The 21,631-nt window shown below is 47.8% G+C and carries 24 protein-coding genes; 22 read left to right on the forward strand and 2 right to left on the reverse strand.

The window, feature by feature from the left end; genetic code table 11:
- Positions 1–2: 2 nt before the first annotated feature.
- The 7 genes from cntE (MHI14_RS05835) (at position 3) to MHI14_RS05865 (ending at position 5,844) form a co-directional block, all read left to right on the forward strand.
- The gene (gene cntE / locus MHI14_RS05835) at positions 3–1,196 is read left to right on the forward strand and encodes a staphylopine family metallophore export MFS transporter CntE (protein ID WP_341130003.1); all 1,194 of its coding nucleotides are present in this window, start codon (positions 3–5) and stop codon (positions 1,194–1,196) included.
- Entirely contained in the window at positions 1,193–2,458 is a 1,266-nt protein-coding gene (gene cntE, locus MHI14_RS05840) for a staphylopine family metallophore export MFS transporter CntE (protein WP_431523233.1), read from the forward strand. Before cntE (MHI14_RS05835) ends, cntE (MHI14_RS05840) begins: the two co-directional genes overlap by 4 nt.
- 559 nt (positions 2,459–3,017) lie before the next feature.
- Positions 3,018–4,214 (forward strand): GTP-binding protein, encoded by a 1,197-nt coding sequence (locus tag MHI14_RS05845; RefSeq protein ID WP_341130004.1) that lies wholly within the window; start codon positions 3,018–3,020, stop codon positions 4,212–4,214.
- A gap of 52 nt (positions 4,215–4,266) precedes the next feature.
- Positions 4,267–4,536, forward strand: coding sequence for a 30S ribosomal protein S14 (gene rpsN / locus MHI14_RS05850; RefSeq protein ID WP_036605831.1), 270 nt, complete (start codon positions 4,267–4,269; stop codon positions 4,534–4,536).
- Between the two features lie 44 nt (positions 4,537–4,580).
- The gene (locus MHI14_RS05855) at positions 4,581–4,916 is read left to right on the forward strand and encodes a DUF3024 domain-containing protein (RefSeq protein ID WP_165980400.1); all 336 of its coding nucleotides are present in this window, start codon (positions 4,581–4,583) and stop codon (positions 4,914–4,916) included.
- Between the two features lie 208 nt (positions 4,917–5,124).
- Positions 5,125–5,601: a DUF2975 domain-containing protein gene (locus MHI14_RS05860; protein WP_339310643.1), complete on the forward strand. Its 477-nt coding sequence runs from the start codon at positions 5,125–5,127 to the stop codon at positions 5,599–5,601.
- A 9-nt stretch (positions 5,602–5,610) separates the two neighbouring features.
- Entirely contained in the window at positions 5,611–5,844 is a 234-nt protein-coding gene (locus tag MHI14_RS05865) for a helix-turn-helix domain-containing protein (protein WP_339310642.1), read from the forward strand.
- Positions 5,845–5,918: 74 nt separating this feature from the next.
- On the opposite strand, the gene MHI14_RS05870 is transcribed toward MHI14_RS05865, so the two are convergent.
- A complete protein-coding gene (locus MHI14_RS05870) occupies positions 5,919–6,770 on the reverse strand; it encodes a helix-turn-helix transcriptional regulator (protein ID WP_091037741.1) in 852 nt (283 codons plus the stop codon).
- Positions 6,771–6,951: 181 nt separating this feature from the next.
- Here MHI14_RS05870 and MHI14_RS05875 point away from each other — a divergent pair, with 181 nt between their 5' ends.
- Positions 6,952–9,024, forward strand: coding sequence for a beta-galactosidase (locus MHI14_RS05875; protein ID WP_339310639.1), 2,073 nt, complete (start codon positions 6,952–6,954; stop codon positions 9,022–9,024).
- A 132-nt stretch (positions 9,025–9,156) separates the two neighbouring features.
- On the opposite strand, the gene MHI14_RS05880 is transcribed toward MHI14_RS05875, so the two are convergent.
- Positions 9,157–10,200, reverse strand: a complete 1,044-nt coding sequence (locus MHI14_RS05880) for a helix-turn-helix transcriptional regulator (protein ID WP_339310638.1) — start codon at positions 10,198–10,200, stop codon at positions 9,157–9,159.
- A gap of 237 nt (positions 10,201–10,437) precedes the next feature.
- Here MHI14_RS05880 and modA point away from each other — a divergent pair, with 237 nt between their 5' ends.
- From modA to MHI14_RS05950, 14 genes are all read left to right on the forward strand, one after another.
- On the forward strand, positions 10,438–11,310 hold the full coding sequence (gene modA, locus MHI14_RS05885; protein ID WP_339310636.1) for a molybdate ABC transporter substrate-binding protein: 873 nt from the start codon (positions 10,438–10,440) through the stop codon (positions 11,308–11,310).
- Positions 11,307–11,993, forward strand: a complete 687-nt coding sequence (modB, locus tag MHI14_RS05890) for a molybdate ABC transporter permease subunit (protein WP_206105818.1) — start codon at positions 11,307–11,309, stop codon at positions 11,991–11,993. Before modA ends, modB begins: the two co-directional genes overlap by 4 nt.
- A 273-nt stretch (positions 11,994–12,266) precedes the next feature.
- Positions 12,267–12,599 carry a hypothetical protein gene (locus tag MHI14_RS05895; protein WP_017692504.1) on the forward strand — a complete coding sequence of 111 codons (333 nt, stop codon included), beginning with the start codon at positions 12,267–12,269 and terminating at the stop codon, positions 12,597–12,599.
- Between the two features lie 316 nt (positions 12,600–12,915).
- Entirely contained in the window at positions 12,916–13,737 is an 822-nt protein-coding gene (locus tag MHI14_RS05900) for a transporter substrate-binding domain-containing protein (RefSeq protein ID WP_036673581.1), read from the forward strand.
- 23 nt (positions 13,738–13,760) lie between these two features.
- Positions 13,761–14,504, forward strand: a complete 744-nt coding sequence (locus tag MHI14_RS05905; RefSeq protein ID WP_339310634.1) for an amino acid ABC transporter permease — start codon at positions 13,761–13,763, stop codon at positions 14,502–14,504.
- Between the two features lie 4 nt (positions 14,505–14,508).
- Positions 14,509–15,219, forward strand: coding sequence for an amino acid ABC transporter permease (locus tag MHI14_RS05910; RefSeq protein WP_036673453.1), 711 nt, complete (start codon positions 14,509–14,511; stop codon positions 15,217–15,219).
- Positions 15,216–15,968, forward strand: coding sequence for an amino acid ABC transporter ATP-binding protein (locus MHI14_RS05915; RefSeq protein WP_091020897.1), 753 nt, complete (start codon positions 15,216–15,218; stop codon positions 15,966–15,968). Before MHI14_RS05910 ends, MHI14_RS05915 begins: the two co-directional genes overlap by 4 nt.
- Positions 15,969–16,089: 121 nt before the next feature.
- Positions 16,090–16,377, forward strand: coding sequence for a hypothetical protein (locus tag MHI14_RS05920; RefSeq protein ID WP_017692509.1), 288 nt, complete (start codon positions 16,090–16,092; stop codon positions 16,375–16,377).
- Between the two features lie 23 nt (positions 16,378–16,400).
- Entirely contained in the window at positions 16,401–16,742 is a 342-nt protein-coding gene (locus MHI14_RS05925) for a hypothetical protein (RefSeq protein WP_017692510.1), read from the forward strand.
- The gene (locus tag MHI14_RS05930; protein ID WP_017692511.1) at positions 16,739–17,038 is read left to right on the forward strand and encodes a hypothetical protein; all 300 of its coding nucleotides are present in this window, start codon (positions 16,739–16,741) and stop codon (positions 17,036–17,038) included. The genes MHI14_RS05925 and MHI14_RS05930 overlap by 4 nt, the downstream gene beginning before the upstream one ends.
- 1 nt (position 17,039) lies before the next feature.
- Positions 17,040–17,381, forward strand: a complete 342-nt coding sequence (locus MHI14_RS05935) for a hypothetical protein (protein ID WP_133387074.1) — start codon at positions 17,040–17,042, stop codon at positions 17,379–17,381.
- A 252-nt stretch (positions 17,382–17,633) separates the two neighbouring features.
- Positions 17,634–18,728, forward strand: coding sequence for a CgeB family protein (locus MHI14_RS05940; protein WP_091020899.1), 1,095 nt, complete (start codon positions 17,634–17,636; stop codon positions 18,726–18,728).
- Between the two features lie 60 nt (positions 18,729–18,788).
- Entirely contained in the window at positions 18,789–19,928 is a 1,140-nt protein-coding gene (locus MHI14_RS05945; RefSeq protein ID WP_091020900.1) for a CgeB family protein, read from the forward strand.
- 45 nt (positions 19,929–19,973) lie between these two features.
- The gene (locus tag MHI14_RS05950; protein WP_341130005.1) at positions 19,974–21,620 is read left to right on the forward strand and encodes a glycosyltransferase family 4 protein; all 1,647 of its coding nucleotides are present in this window, start codon (positions 19,974–19,976) and stop codon (positions 21,618–21,620) included.
- Positions 21,621–21,631 lie beyond the last annotated feature (11 nt).

Genomic DNA, 21,631 nt, shown 5'->3' on the forward strand with positions numbered 1-21,631 from the left:
TTGTGAGTGGAGCGATGTCTTGGCCTTTTCTACGTTTGTACATATTGGTTCTTCTATATTTCAGTGCCAATGCCATTCTTAACGTGATCATCCCATTACAAGGGGAGTCCTTGGGTGCGAGCGGTACAACGATTGGACTGATCATGGGCGCTTATATGTTTACAACGATGTTCTTCAGACCCTGGGCAGGTCGGATTATTCAAAAGCACGGACCGATCAAAATATTACGTCTGATTCTGATTATCAATGGATTTGCGCTGATTTTATATACCTTTACGGGACTTGGAGGTTATTTGCTTGCTCGTATTCTTCAGGGGGTATCCACGGCTTTCTTCTCAATGGCTTTGCAGATTGGCATTATTGATGCTCTTCCGGAGAAAGATCGGTCTCAGGGTATTTCCTATTATTCGCTATTCAGTTACATACCGGGGATCGTGGGGCCTGTGCTCGCATTGGGGATATGGCAGGCGGGAGGCATGGATTATTTTACAGTGGTTCTGATCGGCATTGCTGTCTGTACGGGCATCTTCGGATATACCGCCAAAATGGAACCAAACAAGGAGCAGCCTGCTGTGGATCCATCGGAGCAGAATGTGAGCATGTGGGAATCCTTTGGGCAGTTGGTGAAGAATCCATATTTATTTCGTTGCAGTGTGTTAATGCTCGCTGCTTCCGTTGTATTTGGCGCGATTACCACCTTTATTCCCCTGTATGCGAGCCAAGTACCAAACGGGAATGCCGGCGTATATCTGATGCTTCAGGCAGGAACGGTGGTGCTGGTTCGAATTATGCTTCGAAAAAGGATTCCTTCCGATGGCAGTTGGCATTCTCCTTTCATGATGGGCACCATGTGTCTGCTCGCCGTAGCTGCGCAATGTGTCAGTTTTGCCGTGACAGGCGGAGTGGTCTTTTTCTATGTGGGCGCTGTATTTATGGGAATCGGTCAGGCGATCCTGTATCCGACACTCACGACCTATTTATCTTTTGTGTTGCCTAAGCTGAATCGAAACGTTCTGATCGGTTTATTTATCGCGATGGCGGATCTGGGTATTTCTCTGGGTGGTGTGATTATGGGACCCGTCGCTGACTTCTCTTCCTATTCATTTATGTACATGATGTGTGCTATCCTAGGAGCGGTAATGATCGTTTTTGCCTATGAACGGCGGAGAACCGTTACAGGTACATCTGTGAGTTGACTGCCAGAAGAGAAAGTGGTGACGAACGTTTGAAGTCTTCAATGACGGCAACATCCAATGGAAAATTAAATCCGGTATCCTTTTCCTTTATCCGGTTTTATATGCTGGCCTTTTTATTTTTTGCGGCGAATTCTGCTTTGACGATTATTCTGCCTTTGCGAAGCGAGGCCGCCGGATTGAATCAGGCTGAGATTGGTCTGATGATGGGGGCATACATGTTCACCTGTATGCTCTTGAGACCTTTTGCAGCACAGCTGCTGGGCAAGCATGGGCCGCTTCGTGTGATGCAATGGCTATTACTTTTACATGCCGGGACGTTGCTGCTGTTTGTTGTTTTTGGTGTGGAGACGTATCTGTGGTTGCGAGCCCTGCAAGGGGTGGCTACGGCCTTTTTCTCCATGACGATGCAGGCAGGCATTGTGGAAAAGCTGGAGGACAAAGACCGGGCACAAGGGCTGTCCATGTACACCCTGTTTACGATGGTTCCTTCTCTGGTCATTCCGATCCTCGCCATACAAATCTGGGAAAATGCCAGTGATCTGGCGTTTACGCTGCTGATGATCGGACTGGCGGCGCTGCCACTTCTGATTGGATATAATGTGGATCTGCCCCGGAGTACCGTGCAGAACAAATCGTATACCTTGGGTGATATGTGTCGTTCATTCGGCGGCATCTGGCGCAGTACGCCACTGCTGATCAGTAGTGTGGTGATGCTGTTTGCGTCCTGCGTTTTTGGGGCAACAGCGACCTTCCTTCCCTTGTATATGGTATCCACCGGAACGGCGAGTGCTGGGGTATTTCTGACGATTCAGGGATTGGTTGTGATCCTGTGCAGGTTTATTTTACGTAAAAAAATTCCGTCCGACGGTAGCTGGAATACCTGGCTGATGGCAGGATTAATGCTGTGTGCAGCACTGGGAACCCAGTTACTCAGCCTGATGGAGATCATCGGGCCATTGGTGTATCTCTCCGCGGTGTTCAGCGGTTTTGCCTTGGCACTGTTGTACCCGACATTAACCACATATCTGTCTTTTGTGCTGCCTGCGGATTCCAGATATGTACTCATGGGGATCTTCATGTCCTCGTATGACCTTGGATTCTCTCTGGGAGGACTGGCGATGGGGCTCATTGTACAGGTGAGTTCGTATTCGACCATGTTTATGATCTGCACGTTGCTGTCTATTGCAGCGATGGTACTGGTGTTGGTGTTCAGGCAACGGATGGAAGCGGGCAATAAGGCCAGATCTGTGGTGACTATATAAATTGAACTAAAGAACATTTACACGGATCACTCCGATGACAGAACAACCTTCCGATCGCTGTTATCCCCAGATTTTTTTGATTCCTTTTTATAAGGTTAAATCCGGGGATAGCGTATGCTTCCGATGTAGCTTTCTTGCAGAAAGCTTGTAGGCGAAGTGTATGCTTTCGAAGTAGCTTTCTTGCAGAAAGCTTGTAGCTCCGCTTCTTTAGGTTTTTTCTGTCCTCTCCGTTTCGTGTAAATGTTCAGTTCAATCTATATAGTTTTGTTGAATATGTCCCGGTACAGGCGTACTTCTAATTTATATTGATAGTTCCGCTGTCTAGCCTATCCCGCATGTAGTGCGAATATTTACAGAGGAGGTTTATGACTCACTTCTTGCCAAAACGTATCATCAGGATGCGAAAGTGTAAGGGGCGGTCATCAACCTTTTTTTGCAGGTTGAATCAAAAATAGTTTGACAACGACCGTCCAACAGGATTATAGTCATTGTTGTTAATCGTAATAATTACTATTAAAGTCTGGATTACGCAGACTGCACATATAAGGAGTAGATTTCTATGACACAAAAGCAAGTTCCGGTAACCGTACTGAGTGGTTACCTCGGTTCAGGGAAAACGACGGTTTTGAATCATGTGTTGAACAACAGACAAGGGCTTAAGGTTGCCGTGATCGTTAACGACATGAGCGAGGTCAATATTGATGCTGCGCTGGTTAAGGGGGAGGCAACCTTGTCTCGAACTGAAGAGAAGTTGGTGGAGTTGTCCAACGGCTGTATCTGCTGCACCTTGCGGGATGATCTGATGCAGGAGATTGAGAAGCTGGTGAACGAAGGCAAGTATGATTATATTTTGATCGAATCCACTGGCATCAGTGAACCTGTTCCAGTTGCACAGACCTTTACATACGCCGATGAGGAGTCGGGTATTGATCTAACTCGCCTGGCCCGATTGGATTGTCTGGTAACGGTGGTGGATGCCAATCGATTCTGGCATGATTTTGGATCAGGACAGAGTCTTCTGGATCGTAACCAGGCGACCGGAGATGAGGACACTCGTGACGTCGTAGACTTGTTGATCGATCAGATTGAGACATGTGATGTGTTGTTGCTTAACAAATGTGATCTGGTCGATGACACCGAGCTGAACAAGCTCGAAGGGGTCATCCGCAAGTTACAGCCTAACGCCAAGATCATTCGGACTGAGAACGGACAGGTGAATCCGTCTGAGATTCTGAACACAGACCGCTTTGATTTTGAGAAGGTGAGCATGTCCGCTGGATGGATTCAGGAGCTGGAGAAGGAGTCGCATACACCGGAAACCGAGGAATATGGCATTGGTTCCTTTGTATATCGCCGCAGAAAGCCGTTCCATCCTTCCCGTCTGGCTGAATTCATGAGTTACTGGCCGGAAGAAGTGGTACGTGCCAAAGGTTTGGTATGGCTCGCGGCCGAAGGGGATGTTGCTGCAAGCCTGAGTCAGGCGGGACCATCCATTCAATTCGGTCCTGCGGGACATTGGATCGCTGCATTGCCGGAAGCGGACAAAGAAGAGATTTTACGTAACGAGCCGGATGTTCTGGAGAAATGGGATGCCCAGTGGGGAGATCGTCAGACGGAACTTGTCATGATTGGGATCGACATGGAACGTGCCAGTATTGAAGATGAGCTGGATCAGTGTCTACTCAGTGACGAAGAAATGCTGGGCGACTGGGGTCATTTTGACAATCCCCTGCCATGGCCTGTGGAAGCCGTTTAACTCGGAAGATGATGTCATAATCATAAATTCAATGGATAAGGAGCTGTAATTCATGGCTAAAAAATCAAAAGTGGTACGTGAGAAGCAACGTCAGGCGATCGTGGCAAAATATGCGGACCTGCGCCGGGAACTGAAGGAAAAAGGGGATTACGAGGCATTGCAGAAATTGCCGCGGAATGCATCTCCGACTCGTTTGAAGAACCGTTGTGAAGTGACAGGCCGCCCGCGGGGTTATCTACGCAAGTTCAAGGTATCTCGAATTAAGTTCCGTGAATTGGCTCATCAAGGTCAGATTCCTGGTGTAACTAAATCCAGCTGGTAAAATGATCAAGGGTTTGGTATTTTGCTGAAAGGATGTGCATCTTCATGCTGGACTTGTTTACGTTACGGAGAATTGAGTCCGTAATGAACGGATATATTCACGAGAAGGTACCTGCGCCACTGCGTACGATGGTGAAGCTGACATATGAGATGAATGACAATGAATTGATCCTGACCGAAGAAAGACCCGCCGAGGAACGGTATCAATGGGATAAGATGCATATTGCCCGATTTTACTGGGAAGAAAATCAGTGGAAAGTGTATGCCAGAGATGAACAGAGCAGCTGGAATCCGGTAGATGATATTACACCTTGTTCTGATTTTGAGAATGTGCTCGAGCAGGTGGAACGGGATGAAGCTGGACTGTTCTGGCGTACATGAGCGAGTTCAAAGATAACCACATTCAGTGGCTATCTTTGGGCTTTTTTTGTGTCCAAGAATCACTGAAGCAAAGAGAGATGCGATTTTTTGATCTTCCTTTCTTAATGGGCAAAAGAATAAATAAAATCTGTTTTACAATAAAAATTTATTGTAAAACGATAAATATTATGATAAATTCATATCACTTAAAACAAGTGAGGTGCTTTTTGTGAAGCGAGGTACAACCATATTTTTAAAATTAGCTGTGTTGCTTATTGCTGTTCCCATTCTTGCCTTATGTATATTCGGTATACCCTGGTTAGCAAACAATCCGGTGAATCCGAATTATGCAGGTGCACTATACCCCATAGTGATTATTATGTATGTGTCAGTTATTCCGTTTATTGTTGCACTGTACCAAGCATTCCGTCTGTTGAGCTACATCGACAAAAATGAAGCGTTCTCTCTAATGTCAGTGAAATCCTTAAAAACAATAAAATATTGTGCTATTGTAATCAGTAGTCTCTATTTTGTGATGTTGCCATTTGTGTATGTTGTAGCAGAGAAAGATGATGCCCCAGGCCTCATTCTTATGGGGATGGTTCCTATTTTTGCTTCATTAGTCATCGCAGTGTTTTCCGCTGTGCTCCAAAGATTGTTACAGGAAGCGATTGATATCAAATCAGAAAATGACCTAGTGGTCTGAGGTGAATATATGGCCATTATAATCAATATTGATGTGATGTTGGCAAAGCGGAAAATGACGGTTACCGAGCTTGCAGAGAGAGTTGAGATCACGATCGCCAATATTTCCATATTAAAAACAGGAAAAGCAAAAGCGATCCGTTTATCCACTCTGGATGCCATCTGTAAAGCACTGGATTGTCAGCCTGGAGATATATTGGAATACAAAGCTGACGAGGACGAAGATACAAATGATCATTTTTGAAAAATGACCGAAGAAGACTCTGCATGTTGTATGCAGAGTCTTCTTTTGCGTCAGCTTGTTCAAGGAACATCTGACTATAACGAATGATTGTGCATTATTCGAAATTGCATGGGTGTTACGTTTTCCTGGGTTTTAAAACATCGGATGAAGTAGCTTGACTGAGAGAACCCCGTTTCCAGTGTAATTTGTTTAATGGAAAGGTTGGTTGTCGCGAGCAGTTGTTTCGCATGTAGTAGCCTGGATTCCAAGAGGAATTCCGGGAAAGAGATTCCAAACGTCTGACTGAACTTTCGGCTAAAGTATGTTGTACTGTATCCGGCAATCCCGGCAGCGTGGTCTAGTGTAATGTGCTCGTTACTATGGGAACGAATATAATTCCCTGCTTCACGAATTCGCTCGGAAGTGTGATTTAACGAAACATTGATTTGGCTCGCTGCGGATTGCAATCGGGTCAGAAGTTCATATAGAGCAGCTGCCACACTGTGCTCATCCTCCACCTGATAGCCTCTTCCTAGCTCCAGTATTCGATCCATGAGCGCGGTAACCACTGGAAAGTTGGAACATTGAAACAGCCAGGGCTCGTCAACGCCTTTTCCATTTAACAGCTCTTCGAGACGAATACCGTAGAAGTGAATCCAACGAATACTCCAAGGATCATCCAAATCTGAGTAGTAGGTTTGTCTGAGACCGGGGCCGTAGAGGAATCCCTGACCTCGTGTTAGCTCATAACGAGTGGTTCCCGTGTCCAGGAATCCTTTACCGTCCAGGACAAGGTGCAAATTGTAGCATTGATCTAAGTTGATATCTTTCGTTCGATATTCCCGATTCACATGATGCTTCGGAAAATCACTGTACCCTCCAATAAAATCGGGAAAACATACATGTCTGGGGAAAACCGGCTTGGGGAGAAAGATGTGTTCTTTCACGTGCATCCTCCATTTAAACGCAATATTTTTATGTAGTGAACTGAAATAGATTCAGCCCACTGTTATTTGAATATTCAGCAATGACAATATTTTATTATAAGTCGCATAATCTTGTCATTTATTATATGTGAAGGTTCCAATAGAATGGAGGCAATATGGCAGGTTAAGGGGGCAATTAAAGGTGGCAAAATCAATCCAATTGGATGAATTAAAAATGGGGGTCTGTTATTACCCTGAGCACTGGTCGGAAGCGTTGTGGGAGGACGATTTCCGTAGAATGAAAGAGATGAATATCACAGTTATTCGGATGGCTGAATTTGCATGGTCCATCTTTGAACCGGAAGAAGGTCAGTTCGATTTTAGTTTTTTCCAGAAGGCACTGGATCTGGCGCATCAATACGGTTTAAGCGTTATTTTGGGAACACCTACTGCAACTCCACCAGCATGGTTAACATCCAAATATCCTGAAGTATTAAACGCAAATAAGGACGGGGTATTGTATCAACACGGTATGCGACGCCATACCAACTACAGCAGCCCAATCTACAGACAGCAATGTGAGAAAATCGTGCGTAATATGGTGATTGCCTATAAAGATCATCCTGCTCTCATTGGATGGCAGATCGATAACGAATTCAATTGTCATATGGATGTTTTCTATGCTGAGGCTGACCATGTCGCCTTCCGTGAATGGCTTAAGAATCGTTATGAATCGTTGGAGAACCTGAACCAGGCTTGGGGAACCGTTTTCTGGAGTCAGACCTATACCGACTGGGAGCAAGTTCACCTTACCCGAAATATGGTCAGCCAATCGCCAAATCCTCACCTGGCATTAGATGAAAAGAGATTCATCTCAGCAAATACCATTTCATTTGCCAAACTTCAGGTGGAGATCATTCGGGAACTGGATCCGAAACATTGGATCACAACGAACGGTACGTTTGGACACTTGGATAATCATGAAATGACAGAAGACCTGTTGGATTTCTTCTCCTATGATTCGTATCCGCAGTTTGCCACGATCTTCCCAGGGACAGACGATAACTCATTACAAGATCGGGCCTGGAGCATGAAACTGTCGAACGTGCGCAATATGTCACCGAACTTCTGCGTCATGGAACAACAGTCTGGGCCAGGAGGCTGGGTCGACAGTATAGGCATGGGTACGCCAAGACCGGGACAGATCCGATTATGGTCGTATCAATCTGTTCTTCATGGAACAGATCTGCTCGTCTACTTCCGCTGGCGGACGGCAACATTTGGCACCGAGATGTACTGGCATGGCATCAATGATTACCATAATCAGCCCAACAGAAGGGTACGCGAGGTTGCACAAGTAGGGGAAGAGTTTGCCAAGATCGGGCGTGTTATTGCGGGCACTACATATCAAGCCGATGTTGCCATCCTGCAGGATTACGATAATATCTGGGACGGGGAGTTGGACGAGTGGCACGGTCCGCTTCAGCAACAGAGTGTACGCTCCTGGTATAAGCAGCTCCAGTATCGTCATATTCCGACGGACATGGTTACACTGCAACCAACGACAACACTGGAAGAGTTATCCGAATATAAGGTGATCATCTATGCTCACCCGGCCATCATGACAGACGAGACAGCAGAACTTCTCCAAGCCTATGTCAGTCAAGGAGGCACTCTGTTTTTCGGTGCTCGCACCGGATATAAGGATCTCAAGGGGCATTGTTATATGAGACCGTTCCCTGGGGCTGTCGCTGAGTTGTGTGGTGTAACCGTAGAGGACTTTACCTTAATCAAAGGAACCATTTCCGCAGCTGAGCTGCAATGGAAAGGGGCGAGTGAGCGACTTCAGGAGGGAACGTCAACGGCCGGATTTAACGAAGTTCTTCATGTGGAGCATCCTGACGTACAGGTCGTAGCCGAGTATGCATCCGAATATTATGCAGGTAGTCCTGCATTGACCAAACGTGCAGTAGGTCAGGGACAAGTATGGTATTATGGAGCGGCTTACAATGAACCGGTCGTAGATGCTCTCCTGGATGAAATAGGGCTATCTTCACCTGTGGATGACCTGGTAGAGGTACCGTCCGAAGTTGAGCTTGGTATCCGTTCCGGTAAGGATAAAGCTTATTTATTTTTACTCAACTACTCGGATCAACAAGTACCCATTAAGCTTAAGAAGCAAGCAAAAGAGTTACTGTCAGGTACAACACTTCAGAATGAGATCAACATGCCCGCGTATGGTGTGTTCATTTTTGAGATCGATTTGCCACATTAAGCAATCCATTCATCCATATATGCGTTATATATAGAAAGAAACACCAAAGACGCCTTGCAGCCATTGCAAGGCGTTTTGTATATGCATGATGTGATGTGTAACATATATTTAGCATGAACTTATTTCGTATAACTATGCTTCGTACAAAATTTCACCTGTCCGGGATACATCATATCCCTCGAATGATTGCAGTTCCTGCCTGAACTCCGGCGATTGGAGAATCCGCAGTACAGATTTTGTCCAGGCTTCATTACCTTGCTTCCTCAGCATGACTAGATCATAACGTTCCTGAACGAGCGGGATAAAATCAACCTGTCCCACAAGTCGCGCAGCCTTCTCAATGCCAACTCCGACATCAGCTTCGCCTGAACTGACTTTGGCCGCCACGCCCATGTGACTGGTTTCTTCGACTTGATATCCGATCAGACCTGCGGCAGGAATTCCATGCAGTCGAAGTTGCTCATCCAGCAATACTCTCGCACCAGAACCTATCTCCCGATTAGCTAGTCTCAGTTCAGGCTTGCTCAGATCGGTCCAATTCTGCAAGTTCTGCGGATTGCCACGCTGTACATACAGTCCGGCAGGACGTGATAGCAGGTTCACCACAACATAGGACCTTCCAGTCAGAATTTTGCGAATATACGGCAGATTATACTCACCGGTATCTCCGTCGAGCAGATGGGTGCTGACCAGATCGGACTCACCGCGATACATCGAGATAAGCCCATCCAGACTACCCATGAACGAGCGTAGCGGACGAATGTCCCGAGTTTGTTTTTCCATATGGCGCATTAGGATATCCAGACTGACATCCTGACCTGTTATGACCAGATGCCGTGGTACAGCAGTCATTGCATGAGCAGAACTCGCTGGAGTAATCGCATGCGCAGACCCTACAGGTGTAGTCAATTGTAAGGAAGTTCCCTGAAAATCACCCTGACCTGGATGAGTTCCTGATGCCGAGGTCTGATGAGGAGTCGGGATACGCTGACCTGAGGACTGAAGTTGTTTGGAGCGACGTTTATATGCCTCCAGATCGGTTGCATCAATTCGCATTTGTTTACCCACACGGTATGCGACGAGGTCTCCCTTTTTGATCAGGTCATAGACCGTCAGTTTCGATATTTTGAGCAGCTTGGATATTTCTTCGGTAGTGTAGGATTGCTCCTCCGTCATAAGTGAAGATCCTCCTTCAAAGGTATAGAGCAATTATGGTTTTGTTATGAATGTTTCTTGTACTATATCATTAATTGAGGGATGCCATAAACCTGAGAACACGCAATAAACGCATAGGACAGATAACAAAAATCAAATGTGATCTTAATCACCTTCCCATTTTTTTTGTCTTGTGTATAATTAGATATAATCAATTATAACTAGTTATAACCAAAGATAACGTTGGGGGAGAAATGAATGAGAAAGAGAATCGGATATGTGTTGGGAAGTATGTCACTGGGACTGGCTCTTGTATTGGCTGGTTGTGGCGCAAGCACGGGCACTACGGATACATCCACGGGTGCAGAACAAACGACCTCAACGCCAGCGGCAACAGGTGAAAGTTCGTCAGCAGGAAATACTGATCCGCAGGAAACGGTAGATCTGACAATCTCTGCGGCGGCCAGTCTGACCGATGCGATGAAAGAGATTGAAACCAATTATGAGCTAGCTAATCCTTATATAGAACTTAATTTTAACTTTGGCGCCTCGGGTGCCTTGCAACAGCAGATTGAACAGGGTGCCCCGGCTGATGTTTTTGTATCGGCGGCAACAAAAAATATGAATGCGCTAGTGGATGAAAACCTGATTGCATCGGGCGATCAGAAGAATTTGCTACAGAATTCACTGGTGGCCATAGTGCCAGCAGATGGGACCCACACAGTAACCAGTGAAACGGATCTCACCAGCGACTCCATCAAGACGGTAGCCATTGGGATTCCAGAAAGTGTTCCTGCGGGAACCTATGCCAAGGAAGCTCTGACCAATGCCAAGCTGTGGGATGAACTGGAAAGCAAGCTTGTGCAGGGGAAAGACGTTAGACAGGTTCTTCAATATGTAGAGACAGGTAACGCTGATGCAGGATTTGTATATAAAACGGATGCTCTTACTTCGGATCAGGTGAAAATTGCGTTTGAGGTGGACAAGAAAAGTTACACTCCCGCCAATTATCCAATAGGCATTATTGAAGGAACCAAACACCGTACAGAGGCCGAACAATTTTATGCGTATTTACAAACCCCTGAAGTGCTGGATATCTTCGCGAAATACGGATTCACAATTCCGGAATGAATGTGAACGCCATAGACTGGTCCGTATTCTGGTCACCGGTGCGCTTGTCACTTCAGGTTGCGCTGTTATCCAGCGTGGTGGCCACTGTGCTCGGAATTGCGATAGCCTGGAAGATGTCACGTTCTTCATTTCGAGGAAAGATCCTGCTGGAAACGGCATTTATGCTGCCGCTAGTCCTTCCCCCAACGGTGGTTGGATTTCTGTTACTTGTCATACTGGGGCGTAAAAGTCTGTTTGGACAATGGATTGAAGCCATATTCTCCGCTCCGGTTATTTTCACCTGGTGGGCTGCGGTAATTGCTTCGGTGGTGGTTGCTTTTCCACTTGTGTATCAGACGATGAAATCGGGATTCAGTGGTGTGGATCGGGATCTGGAAGATGCGGGTCGTTCGATTGGGGCGGATGAGTGGCAGGTTTTTCGTTACATCTCCCTGCCGCTCGCAGGCAGAGCATTGATGACCGCCTTCATCCTGGGCTTTGCCCGCGCACTCGGGGAATTCGGAGCCACACTGATGATTGCAGGGAATATTCCAGGCAAAACACAAACGGTACCCACGGCAATCTATGTCGCTGTGGATTCGGGCAATCAGACCATGGCTTGGGCATGGACTATTTCCATTATCATCATCTCGTTTATCATGTTACTGATGACCAGACAGCAGCGAGATGGAAAAAATGACTAATTTGATATGTGTTAATATTATATATAAAATGATGAAAAACTCGTTTTGAGGAAAGAACTTTTTTCCTTAACGCGGGTTTTTATTACCAATTTCATATGTACCAATATCAATATCCTGCCAAATTGGTCTTAATGGAAATGTAAAGCTGTTTTAACATAAAAAAATAAAAATTTTCCCAAAATTTAATCGTTCAGTACTCGCTTTCAGTGGGCTTGTTCCTGTAAGATAGAAGTAATGGATTCCAGCCAAGTACTGAAATAAGGAGAGACGACGATGAACACTAAATCTGATTGCGGCGTTTCGTTGCAAATCGATGACTATCTGGATCTTTTGCATTTTGCCATCCAAATTCAGGATCAGGAATGGCAACAATCCCTTATCCGCCAACTCAAAATATTTCAGACGGCGACGGAGCAGCAACGCACACCTGAAGAGGAATTATGGACACGGTTTGATTACATCAACAGCAAACTGACAGGTCTGTGCCACCAGATTCATGCCGCTCATTCCATGGACGAACGCAAGAAGTTCGAGGAACGGATCGGTCTCTTACAATTACAGCGAGTGGAAGTTGCACGTAAAATTAAATGGGCGAGTCGCAGATAGATGAGTAGTGTATACACCAAGTGATGCACCGCCAAAATGGTATAATCAGTGAGAGTCATACAAGAAGAAGCCATCCGCTAATCGATATTGGGGATGGCTTTTTCTTGTACTATAGAGAAGTTCTATAACCTTATCAGGATGTCCTATTAGTTTAGTTATTGCCCAAAGATGACTTGTAATGATATTCTTTGTTCAACCTAATTCCGACTATACAAGTAAGAATGGTTTGTTAATAGGGTAGAGGAATGGGAGTACACATCATATTCGCTGTGATAACAGCCTGTGGAGGAGATTGGGAATGGTTAAAAAACGGGGGATTCAAAAATTCCGGACAGCACTGCTGTTCATTACAATGCTGGCGGTACTGGCTGGATGCAGCACAGGAACTGCAAGCAATGATTCAGAATCTGCTTCGGCAGCAGGCGACACCAAAGTGAAAAAGATCATTGTAGGAACAGGTACACAGTTCCCAAATGTCTGCTTCATTGATGAGAATGGCAAGTTAACAGGTTATGATGTGGAACTGATCCGGGAGATCGACAAACGTTTGCCTGAATATGAATTCGAATTCAGCACGATGGATTTCAAAAACCTGCTGCTGAGTCTGGAAACGAAAAAAATTGACCTGATCGCTCACCAGATGGAAGTGAATGATGAGAGACAGGCCAAGTTCCTGTTTAATGATGAAGCCTATAATATTTTTCCAAATAAAATTGTCGTAAGTCAGAAAAATGAGGAAGTAAAATCGATTGAGGATCTCAAAGGGAAAAAACTGATTGTTGGTGCTACAAGTAATGCGGCTGTACTTGCTGAGAAATGGAATGCAGCGAATGGCAACGGGATTGATATCGTTTATTCCGGAGCGGGTGAGGATACCATTACCCAGATCAAAACAGGCCGGGTGGATGCCACCATCAGCACGCAGTTTGCCATTGATTATCAGAATAAGGCGGTTGATGCTCAGTTGAAAACGGTAGGCGATGCCCTCTCCAACTCCAAAGTGTACTTCATTCTGAACAAAGATGAGCAGGAGCTCAAAACCAAAGTGGACGAAGCGCTAAAAGCAATCAAAGAAGATGGAACGTTAGGCAAACTGAGCACTGAGTGGCTTGGAGCTGACTATACGGTTGAAGAGTAGTCTGAGAAAGGTGTGCAGCGGTAATGGGAAAATCATTTGATCTGTCATTGGTTCTGGATTTCATCCCGGAACTGCTACGATATTTGCATATAACACTGATTGTACTGGGTGGTTCCATCGTGCTCGGACTGGTGGGCGGCGTGCTTCTGGCCGTTCCCCGGTTGTATCGGATTCCGGTACTAAGCCAGTTGGCTACCCTGTACGTCTCATTCATGCGGGGCACACCGATCCTGATCAAATTGTTCCTGGTGTATTACGGACTTCCCGAGCTGCTCAAACCCATTGGCATCGACCTGTCGAGAACCGACCCGTTGTTATTTGTCATTGTGACCTATGCGCTTAGTGATGCGGCATCCTTTGCCGAGATCTTTCGCGGAGCGGTGCGCAGTGTGGATAAAGGCCAGACGGAAGCAGCCTATGCTGCAGGTATGACCACATTCCAGTCTTTTCGGCGGATTGTTGTTCCACAGGCACTGATTGTTGCTTTTCCGAACATGGCCAATACGTTAATCGGTTCATTGAAGGATACTTCTTTGGCCTTCTCCATTGGTGTCATGGATATGGTGGGCAGAGGGCAGACGTTAATTTCGGCTACATCGCACGCACTTGAGGTGTATATCAGTCTGTCTGTGGTCTATTATGTCATTGTCATTGTGCTTGAAAAAGGATTTGCCTTTGCAGAACGCAGACTCCAGCGTCATGAACGCAAAAGAGTTGTACACAAACCGGCAATTCGAGCCGAACGCCTGAAACGAATAGCGGGGTGAGCATATGTCGATTGATCTCCAGTTTATCTATACATCTTTTTTTCAAATCCTGAAGGCATTGCCACTGACACTTGTCATTACGATTGTTCCGTTGATTGCAGGCTTCGGAATCGGTCTGGCTACAGCTCTGATCCGTATCTATCGCGTGCGGTGGATTCACCGTATTGCTGACTTCTACGTTTCTTTCCTGCGTGGAACACCGATGCTGATGCATCTATTCCTCATCTATTACGGCATTCCGATGATTATCGATAAGCTAGCGGAACGTTACGGTTGGGCTTTTCAATCCTCGTCGATTCCAATTCTCGTATTTGTACTGATTGCTTTCTCGCTCACTGCGGGCGCCTATATGTCCGAGATTATCCGTTCAGGTATTCTTGCTGTGGATATCGGCCAGATGGAGGCGGCTCACGCTGTAGGCATGAGCACATTCCAGGCTTTAAGGCGTATCATCATCCCTCAAGCGATCGGGGCTGTATTGCCTAACCTGTGCAGTATGTTTGTTGGGTTCCTGCATGGATCAACACTCGCTTTTACCGTGTCTCAGATGGATATACTCGGTAAAGCGGATGTGGTGGCATCCGTCAGTCTGAAGTTTCTGGAGGCCTTTATCGCCGCAGCGTTTATCTACTGGGGGCTGACCATCATTGCCGAGCGGATCACTGCTCTGCTTGAGCGTCGGGTTGCCGTGTACAGCAAAGGAGGCGTGTCATGATTACACTAACAAACATACACAAAACTTTTGGCAAGCAGGAAGTATTGAAGGGAATTGATCTGACCGTGGAACAGGGCGATGTCGTAGCGATCCTTGGACCGAGCGGATCAGGTAAAACAACGCTGCTGCGCTGCGTCAATTTTCTGGAACGTGCCGATGAGGGCGAGGTTCAGATCAGTGGATTAAGCGTCGATTGCAAGCATGCACGCAAACATGACATTGTGCAGTTGAGACGAAAAACGGCGATGGTGTTCCAGCATTATAATCTGTTCAAACACAAGACAGTGCTGGATAACGTCACCGAGGGATTAATTATTGCCCAGAAAATGTCCAAAGCCGATGCCCGCACGCGTGCCTTGCGCGTGCTTGAACAAGTCGGACTGTCTGCCAAAATCAATGAGTATCCAAGTATGTTGTCAGGTGGACAACAGCAACGGGTGGGCATCGCCAGAGCGCTGGCACTGAATCCCGAAGTGATTTTGTTTGATGAACCGACATCAGCGCTGGACCCCGAGCTTGTGGGTGAGGTGTTGTCTGTCATCCGCTCCATTGCTCAGGAGGGGATCACCATGATTGTAGTCACCCATGAAATGGGGTTTGCCCGTGAGGTGGCAAATCGGGTTGTTTTCATGGATGGAGGTTCCGTTGTGGAGGAAGGAACCCCGGAGGAGGTGTTTGTACGTCCCAAGCAGGAACGTACTCGCCAATTCCTCAGTCGATATTCTTCGGACTGGAGTTATGTCATCTGACGATATAGGCGCAAGCTGTAGTAACTGACGATCCCGGCCCGGCATATGCTGTAACAGGCAAATGCTGATAGGCCGGGTTTTTCTATGGGTGAAGCAGGCCGTGACGGTAAGGAGGAGGACCATGCAGAGCAAAATCGATGAAATCATCACACATATTGCACACTCTCACCAGCAGATCGCACGTGTGCTGGATGCCAAACGCCAAGTCGCTGTACGCATGTCTGAAATCATCAATCATTTGCCAGATATCGAACCGGAGTTGGATGGCGTTGACGGTCTGCTGGATAGCTCTGGGCAAATCAACAAAAGCATTATCTCTTACTTGGGGGGCCTTGCAGATCTGGAAGAGGCTGTAGCCGAAACGCTGACCCAAGTCATGCGGGAGATCGCGGTTCAAGAAGAAGAATAAGCCCGGAAGGCGGGTGAAGGAACATGAGTAGAGAACAGAGCCTCATTCTGATGCTGGACGCAGCAGCCAAAATGCAGTGGAATATTGCCCTGATTCTGGAGGCAAAAGCGATTGAGGCCGAGAAGGTACGGAACTGGACGCTGAATCATTTGAATGGGGATACCTTTCTGACGCATGGGGATCAGGTAGGCGAGCCGCTTAAAATGCATGATCAGCTGGTGGAATTGCTGGAAGGATTAACCCGGATGGAGACCGGACTGTGCAACAATCTCAAAGCGGTGATGGTGCAGAACGATAGCGAAGATGGCGGCGGTATGGACGGTGGCATGTTTGGCGGCATGGATCTGGGAGACATGGGAAAATGAGTCTGATGCGGCGTGAGCAGGAAGCCAAACTGGCGCTCATTGAATCCATTGCACACAGTCAGCAGGCGCTGGCACGCATTCTGGACAGTGTAGCCAGTGTAACCGCTCATTCGGAAGTATCCGCCCGCAGTCTGGCCGAGAACATTCGTTTGCTGAGTCGCTATCAGGCAGAAATGTCTCGTATGGTTACGGGAATCAGGCTGGCCCGAATCCAGCATGGGGAGCCTGGCTTGCCGTGGCTCAAAGACCCCGGGTGTGCAATTCGTATCGTTCGGGACATACAGGAGGAATGTTGACATGTTAAAGAAGAAGAAAATACGACTGAGAACCAAAAGAGCTTTGGTAACCCGTGGAGCCCGTCTGCGCAAAATTCGCAAACTGCGTGCGCTCAGAGCCAAACGTGTTCTTCACAAACGCCCACTTAAAGGACGCAGTGCGTGGCTCAAAAAAAAGAAACGTGCGGTACGGCGGCACCGGAGTCCAAAGCCCGTACAACCAGTCGTCCCGGCTACCCCTACCGATCCGAACCCGGACGGTGCGTACAGCCAGGGATACAACGAGGCGTACAACGAGGGATTCAACGCGGGTTTCGCCAAGGGATTCGAGGACGGACATCAGCTGGCGTACAAAGCACAGTAACCGAGTAGACAGGATTATTCCTGCATGGAATGATACCTGTCCAACAGTTAGCCCGGGGGGACAGATCCCTCCGGGCTATTTGCATCGCCGCAAAAGCGGACATGCCCGTACAGGCGGATGTGGAGGGCAAGCGCCAATTTTGCGCCTTGCAGGACACCCGTCCATGATGCATCTGACCCCGAGGCATATCCTTTAGAGGGAAGACCAATCTCGGGGAGAGTCTGGAAGTGAGATCTCCTGAAGGAAGACAGGGTGAAGAATGTGGCAAAACGAAAGCACCGTCCGCTGACCGAAGCGGAAACGGCTTACCGCGGCGGATATGCAGAAGGCCGCAGATTTGGCGGCTGTCAAGCCATGATGGAGCGGGTGCAGATGTTTGAACCGACCCTGCGGGATATGAAAGTGTTATATATCCCGCAAGGATTCGATGCCATCGATGAAGGTGTCACCTTGGCTCTGCAGCAATCTGTACGTGAATGCGTTGTTGGATCGCCAGCAGCGATGTTGCAGGAAGCCAGTCAGCATCGGCCCGATGTTGTGCTCGTCATGAATGGTCTGCATGTATTTCCCGCAGATCATGTGGAGCAGGTGAATGGCATACGTGCACTCGGTATCCGAACTGCCGTGTGGTTTGTGGATGATCCGTATTTCACCGAAGATACAACGTCCCTTTGCCAGCACTATGATGTCGTGTTCACGCATGAAGAGGCCGCGGTGCCCTTCTATCTGGCACATGGAGCGAACCAGGTCATCTATATGCCACTCGCGGTGAATCCAGGCATGTTTCAACCGCGGCGCGCGGCACCGCAGCATCAACACGACATTTGTTTTATCGGTACCGGATTCTGGAACCGGATTGCTTTGTTCGACGAGCTGGCCCCTTTTCTTGCGGACAAAAAGGTATTCATTGCGGGTAGCCAGTGGAATCGGCTGGCACGCTTTGATGTACTAGGCCGTTTCATCCACGAAGGATGGATCGCTCCTGGAGAGACAGTGGATTATTACAATGGCGCCAAGATTGTCATTAACATTCACCGGACTTGCGAGAATGGGGAAGACAATCGCAACACACATCATCTTGAAGGTCACTCGATTAATCCACGCACGTATGAGATCAGCGCCTGCGGCACAATGCAGATTACGGATGCACGTGCAGATTTACCCCGTTATTATAAGCCGGGATATGACATCGAGACGTTCACCAACGCAGCAGAACTTCAGCGCAAGATCCACTATTATCTGAAGCATGAAGAAGAACGACAGGCGATGGCGTGGCGGGGACTTCTCACCACGATGAACCAGCACACATTCACTCGCCGCATCGGTCAGTTGCTGGAACATTTGTAATTCCCATCTGAAGTGCAGCACCAACGAGAACCCTATCCCAAAAAATAAAGGAGTGGCGGTATGTCTCTCAAACACCGTAAAACCAAAAAGGTTCATGCACCCGTACTGAGCCTGGCTGATCAAGCACGCAAAAATGGGCAACATGCCGGATATGACGCAGGTAAGGAAGAAGGATATCTGCGCGGTCGGGCCAACTATATTGTGAATTGCGCACAGGAACCGTTGCCTTTCCGACAGCTTCACGTGCTGTATGTATCCTCGGGTAAAGGCTTCCCTTACTCCCCGTTGGATGAGGCCATTATGGCCACGCTACAGGGTATGGTAGCTCAAGTAACCCTCTCTGATCCGCGTCAACCGGTATCTGAAATTGCGCTGCAGACGCGTCCTGATCTTGTGCTTGTGCTGGATGGAATGGATATCCCCATCGAGCATATCGATGCGATTCGCCAAGCGGGCATTCAGACGGCGATCTGGCTCACGGATGACCCGTACTATACAGATATGACGCTGGATATTGTGACACATTTTGACCATGTCTTCACGTTGGAACTGAACTGTATCGATCTATATCGACAAATCGGCTGCGCGTCAGTTCACTACCTCCCTTTTGCCGCATTCACTAATCATTACTTTCCGATTACAACTCCTTCCCCGTTAAAACGGGATGTCAGCTTTATCGGCTCGGCCTATTGGAACCGGGTATACTTCTTCAATCCGATCATGCCTCAGTTGATGTCACACAATACGGTATTTAACGGAATCTGGTGGGACCGTCTGCCTGACTATACTGCCTATGGCGAGAAGATTGAACTCGGGCGCTGGATGAGTCCGCCGGAGACCAATGATGTGTACAATGGCACCAAAATTGTCATCAACCTGCACCGATCCCACGAAGATGATTCCGTCAATAATAATCACCTCAAAATCCCACCAGCCTCACCGAACCCGAGAACGTTTGAAATTGCCGCGTCCACGACGCTGCAGCTGACCGACGCCCGGGATGACATTGCGCGTTTCTACAAACCGGGTGTGGAGATTGAGACATATTCCTCGCCACAGGAGTTACTCGACAAAGTGGAATATTATCTTACTCATGAAAAGGAACGCCGTGAGATTGCACTTCGTGGACTCGAACGTACACTGAAAGACCACACGTATGGCAAAAGAATTAATGAAATGTTAACCATCATATTCCCTTAATTCTGGCCGGGAGGAGGTGTGCACAGTACCCTGTATCGGTTACCCGTGTACAGGGTCCGTGCGGCCATGGCAACGAAACCAAAGATGATGTTATTTTCACATGTGTGCAATACTCGCAGCATTACAGGCGCCGAGAAGCTGCTGCTTCATTTTATGAGAGAGATCGGTGCAATCTTTGAATGTGTGCTCGTAGTCCCTCAGGAGGGGAAGCTTGCGGGGCTTGCGCGGAGATTCGGCATTCAGGTCAAAATATGCACTCTGCCGATGCTTCACGGTGTGTACACACCTTACCTGGGCATTGCAGATGATGCGGAGCATCTTCGCCATACACCAGCGTATCAGGAAGCGGTCTCCCTCATACGGGAGACTGCTCCCGATATGGTGTTAACGAACACCTGCGTTAATGTGATGCCGGCTGTAGCGGCAAAGTCCCTTCAGATTCCGGTCATCTGGAAGATTACCGAGATCATTCATACGAATGAACATACAACCGAGGCGATCCGGATGATTGGGCGTTACGCGGATTGGATTATCGGTATATCCGAGACAGCGGTAGCCCCATTTCAAGAAGCCGGCATGGGTGACAAAGTGACCATCATTTCCCCAACTTGGGAACCCGCGCTACCCGCACCGGACCGCTGGGTTCATCTGCGTGAACGCAAGCGTAAGGAGCTCGGTTTCAAATCATCCCAGACCTGTATCGGTTATATTTCTTCATTTATATATGATGCCAAAGGGTTGAAACCTTTTGTGGATATGGCCTTGAGGATCTGTGAAACGCATTCGCGCTGTCGCTTCTGGATCATCGGGGCACCATCGGATAAAAAGTATTACGACGAGTGTGTATCACGGGTGAGAAAATCCGGGTATTCACGCCGGTTTACCTTCACCACATTTGAAGAGAACGTATCTCTGGCGTATACCGCGATGGATATCCTGGTCATCCCAAGCATGGTCAAGGAAGGATTTGGCATGACCGCACTGGAGGGGCTCTATTTTGCCAAACCGGTCATCGCTTTTGCCCAGGGTGGACTGAAGGAATTAATGGAATCCGTAGGCAGTGATACATTTTTGGCCCCGCCGGGCGATACCGAAGCGCTTGTCACTTTGGCAACAACCTTGCTGAATGATGCAGAGCTGGCCTCAAATACGGGGTGGCGCAATCGGACAGAAGCGGAAAGGCTCTACGGCGTTGAAACCTACCGAACGAAACTGCATACGATGGTGACACAGTGGTTATTGCGTTTTCCCGGATGGTTTGCTTATATCCAACCTCCGAATGGACCTGTGTATACCCATGGGGAGGGAGGACTACGCACTGTACTGGTTCTGGAGCCGACTACGGTGCGGGCACTGTTATTCCCACTGACCGTCATACAGGCGTTGCCACATTCCTCATTACCTCCAATCGCATTGGGTCACGATGCTCCTGTTGCCTCAGGTACTGGCCCAGCTGCAAAGCCGATTCAACAGAGGGGCAAAACGCGGAAACGTCGTCGCAAGCCACTTGCACCTCATTCTCGCCGAGACCGTGAGGGGCTGAAACGTACTTCCGGAACTGGCAGACGTAAGGGGAGAACCCGTACAACGAAGGGACCGCGTCCACATATGGGGAAATCGGCTAGTCGCAGACGCAAATCTGCCAAGGCAGGACGTAGCCGAGCAGGGCGCAAGGGTTCCAATACAAGATGAAGGCAGGGATT

It is taken from the genome of Paenibacillus sp. FSL K6-2393, from assembly GCF_038002545.1.
In the GTDB taxonomy this organism is placed as follows: Bacteria; Bacillota; Bacilli; order Paenibacillales; family Paenibacillaceae; genus Paenibacillus.